Below are 3,832 nucleotides of genomic sequence, written 5' to 3'. Positions count from 1 at the left end.
GTGCTGGACCGGGCAAGGCTGGCCGGCAAACAACTCCGCCTTTTCCTGATAGACCTGGATCATTTCAAGAGCGTGAACGATACGTTCGGTCATCACATCGGTGATCTGCTGCTGAAAGCCGTCGCTGAAATCCTGCAATCGGTCGAACGGCCCGACGAAGTGGTCGCCATCCGTTTGGGCGGCGACGAGTTTGCCATCATGGCGATTGGAGACCGGCACGCGGCAGCGGATGCTCTCGGAGATCGGCTTCGGGAGCAATTGAACCGGTTTGCCGAACTCGAAGGCCACCACGTGCGCATGGGAGCCAGTATCGGCATGGCATGTTTTCCTGAGCATGGCTCGGATATTTCCACCCTGTTGCGCAACGCAGACAGCGCTCTTTATGTGGCCAAAGCGGAAGGACGCTCTGGCTTCGTGACGTTTTCGCCTGCAATCCTCAATCAGTTCGACATGCAGCTTGGCGAAGAAGCTGGCATCAAGCGGGCGCTTAACTGCGACGAGTTCTTCCTGGTTTGGCAACCGCAATTCGAGCTGGCAACCGGCCGCATGATTGGCGCCGAGGCGCTTGTGCGTTGGCGCGACCCCGCTTCGGGCGCGATTCGTCTGCCGATGTCATTCATTCCAATTGCCGAACGAGGCGACCTGATACTAGAAGTCGACAAGGTTGTGCTGAGCAAGGCTTGCCTGCAGGCAGCTCGATGGATGCCTGTTTCTGCCGATGATTTCGTTTGCTCGGTCAATCTTTCGGGCAAAAGCCTTCAGAACGATGCCTACTTCGCCCACCTTCTTCTGGTGCTGCGACAAACGGGCCTGCCGCCCTCGCGCCTGCAACTGGAAATAACGGAAGGGGTATTTATCCAGAACAGCCGAAACGCCTTGAACATGCTGACGGAAATTCGAAATATCGGGGTCGGCTTGGCACTCGACGATTTTGGATCCGGCTATTCAAGTTTCGGCTACCTTGCCGATTTCAACCTGGATCGGTTGAAGATCGACCGATCGTTCTTGAGCGGTCTGGAAGCGTCGAAGAAAAAACAGAACATTGTTCGAGGCATTATAGCACTGGCCAATTCGCTCGGTTTGACCGTTCTGGCAGAGGGCGTGGAAAACGAAGCGCAGCTTGATTTCCTGATTGCCGAGCGTTGTCACAGCGCTCAAGGGTTTTTCATGTCACAGCCCATCGAAGAAAATCTGCTGACAAACCACCTAGCCGCAAGGCAAGGCAGGATAAAAGATACGGACAAGTTCAGGCTGGGCCTTTCTGCCTAGTACTACAGTTCCAGATGGGAGCATTTGCACCCAAGTGGCCTCACTTGGCATCGGCTAACACAAAGAGATAGCGCGAGATGCCTCGTTCAATTTGAACGCATCCCGCTCTAGCCGGTGCCCGGCCATATCCCACGGCATTTTGCCGATCTGCATTGGCAGTCGGAGGCAGCCGACGGCAGACTTGTGGGCTCGAAGGATATGACATACTCGATGCCGTGGCTATATTAACGGGCCTGCCGGGCCCCTGCCCTGCCCCGGTTCAAGCCCCGATCGAATTGGAAAAAAATTGGCTTCGCAGCCGCCCGCCAGGTTTGGAGACAAGGCCGAAGCCGCAGCGGCAAAACCGCTGCGCGCCGATGCGCAGCGCAACCGCGACATGCTGGTCGAGGTCGCAGCAGTGGCCTTTGCCGCACATGGCGTTGATGCCTCGCTGGAGGAGATCGCGCGCCAGGCCGGCGTCGGCATCGGCACGCTCTACCGGCACTTTCCGACGCGCGAGCATCTGGTCGAGGTGGTCTACCGGCGCGAAGTGGAAGGCCTGTGCCAGGCCGCCGAAGAGCTCGCCCTTCACCATTCGCCGGACGTCGCGCTCGAACAATGGATGCAGCGCTTCGTCGACTACATCGCCACCAAGCGCGGACTGGCGACAAGCCTGCGCATCCTGCTCACGACGAACTCCACATTGTTCTCCGACGTTTCGGGCAGGGTGACACTTGCCTTGCGGCGGCTGATCGAAGCGGCGGTGGCCGACGGCTCGATCCGCAGCGATGTCGACGCATCGGACGTTCTGCACGCGCTGGGCGGCATCTATTCGGCGCCCGACACCAAGGACTGGCGCGATCGCTCGCGCCGGCTGGTATCGCTGCTGATGGACGGGTTGAGGTTTGGGGCGGGCAGGTCGGCGAAGGGTGGCCGGTGAAGGCTGGGCTGCAGTCGAACCTCCATGCTCTCTCAACTGGCGTGGAGGATCCGAAAGCGATCTGGTTCCGCCGGATCTCGATCAACGATTTGGATTGGCTGCCAAGCCCATTGCCAAACGCTGATTCCTGGCGTGCGGGAGAACTGGATTTTCCCGCGAGTGCCTTCAACTGCAACGCACGGCCAGGGTTCGGCAGTGCGCGCCCGGTCTACGCCGCGAGATGAAGTTCGCGTTGGGTCATTTCCGATGTTGACGCTTCCTAGGAGCATCTAGGTGGGAAGCGGAACGGCGGCTTCAGGAACTTGTCTTCGATTGCCGGCATCGGGGCGCACTCGCACCGTTGCGAGCAACTTCTCAGCGGACTCGGCAACGGAAGCCGCCTGCTCCAGGAACTCGGCGCGTTCGGCGGAAAAAACTTAGCGAGTTGACGAAGTTTTCGCTTGCGCCAGCGGCAAATTGGGCGATAGTTAGCGACATGGCTAAGCATGATCCTGATCTATCGCTGCTCTTCCACGCGCTCGCTGATCCGACCCGCCGGTCGATCCTGACCCGGCTTGCCGAAACACCTGCGCAGGTGACGGATCTCGCTGGTCCCACGGGACTGCGTCTGCCCACGGTGATGCGGCACCTTTCCGTACTGGAGGAGGCAGGGTTGATCTCCACCTCCAAGGACGGGCGGATACGCACCTGCGCCATCGTGCCCGAGGCTCTGGACCCGGTGCGGACATGGCTCGATGAGCAGCGGGCCATCTGGGAAGCTCGGCTCGACCAGTTGGACGCATTTGTGATGAATGTGATGAAGGAGCGCGCAGAATGACACAGACCGTCGCTACAAACAGCGCGACCCGTGCGGTGCCTGATGATAAGAAAAGCCGCTTTGCGACACTCACCTTCGAACGGGACGTGGCCGCGCCATTGGCCGTACTGTGGGAGGCATGGACCGCCCCGGCCGCGCGGGCGATCTGGGCTGCGCCATCAGCCTCGGTTACCGTGGAGTTCTTGGAGGCCGACACCAGGGTGGGTGGACGCGAGATCTCGCTCTGCAAGGTCGAGGACCAGCCTGACATCCGGTGCGAGAATGGCTGGCTTGCGCTGCAGCCGGCGCTGTGCAGCGTGAACTATGAGGTGATCTCGTGCGAAGGCGTGACGCAATCAGCAGCGCTGGTGACGGCAAATCTTTCAGGCACGCACGAGCGCAGCCGGCTGATCGTGACGGTGCAACTTTCATCGCTGGCGCAGGATATGGAGGCAGGCTATCGGGAAGGCTTCTCCGCCGGTCTGGACAACCTCGCGGGCGCGGCCGAACGAACCATGGTGCTGCAGCGGGTAATCCAGGCGCCGCGATCCATCGTGTGGGGCGCGTGGATGAACCCTGAAACGCTGCCGCAATGGTGGGGGCCGGAAGGCTTCTCCTGTCGAACGAAGAGGATCGACTTGCGAACGGGCGGCGAATGGGTTTTCGACATGATCGCGCCTGATGGCACGGTCTTCCCGAACCACCATCTCTATAACGAGGTCCGGCCCGAGGAGAGGATCGGCTATACTCTGCATTGGGGCGAGAACGGGCCGAAACATGCCGACGCCTGGGCCTCGTTCGAGGATCAGGACGGGGCAACAAAGGTAACGCTGGGCATGGTATTCAGC

4 protein-coding genes are annotated in these 3,832 nt (G+C 60.3%); all 4 read left to right on the top strand.

Annotated features, from left to right (window positions below; translation table 11 throughout):
- On the top strand, positions 1 to 1,269 hold a 1,269-nt coding region (locus EOA85_RS29905; protein WP_164759970.1), incomplete at its 5' end, for a bifunctional diguanylate cyclase/phosphodiesterase.
- Between the two features lie 286 nt (positions 1,270 to 1,555).
- Positions 1,556 to 2,188 (top strand): TetR/AcrR family transcriptional regulator, encoded by a 633-nt coding sequence (locus EOA85_RS29900; protein ID WP_127212149.1) that lies wholly within the window; start codon positions 1,556 to 1,558, stop codon positions 2,186 to 2,188.
- Between the two features lie 475 nt (positions 2,189 to 2,663).
- The gene (locus tag EOA85_RS29890; RefSeq protein WP_127212148.1) at positions 2,664 to 3,005 is read left to right on the top strand and encodes a metalloregulator ArsR/SmtB family transcription factor; all 342 of its coding nucleotides are present in this window, start codon (positions 2,664 to 2,666) and stop codon (positions 3,003 to 3,005) included.
- Positions 3,002 to 3,832: SRPBCC domain-containing protein (locus EOA85_RS29885; RefSeq protein WP_127212147.1), on the top strand; the 831-nt coding region annotated here is incomplete at its 3' end. The genes EOA85_RS29890 and EOA85_RS29885, both read left to right, overlap by 4 nt.

Origin of the sequence: Mesorhizobium sp. M5C.F.Ca.IN.020.29.1.1 (assembly GCF_003997375.1) — a bacterium.
Taxonomy (GTDB): Bacteria; Pseudomonadota; Alphaproteobacteria; order Rhizobiales; family Rhizobiaceae; genus Mesorhizobium; species Mesorhizobium wenxiniae.
The sequence above is the reverse complement of the archived record's forward strand: the minus strand, read 5'-3'. Positions and strand labels throughout refer to the sequence as shown.

Coding starts and splice junctions, on each gene's coding strand:
- EOA85_RS29890 (WP_127212148.1), top strand. CDS start 2,664: ATGGCTAAGCATGATCCTGATCTATCGCTGCTCTTCCACGCGCTCGCT.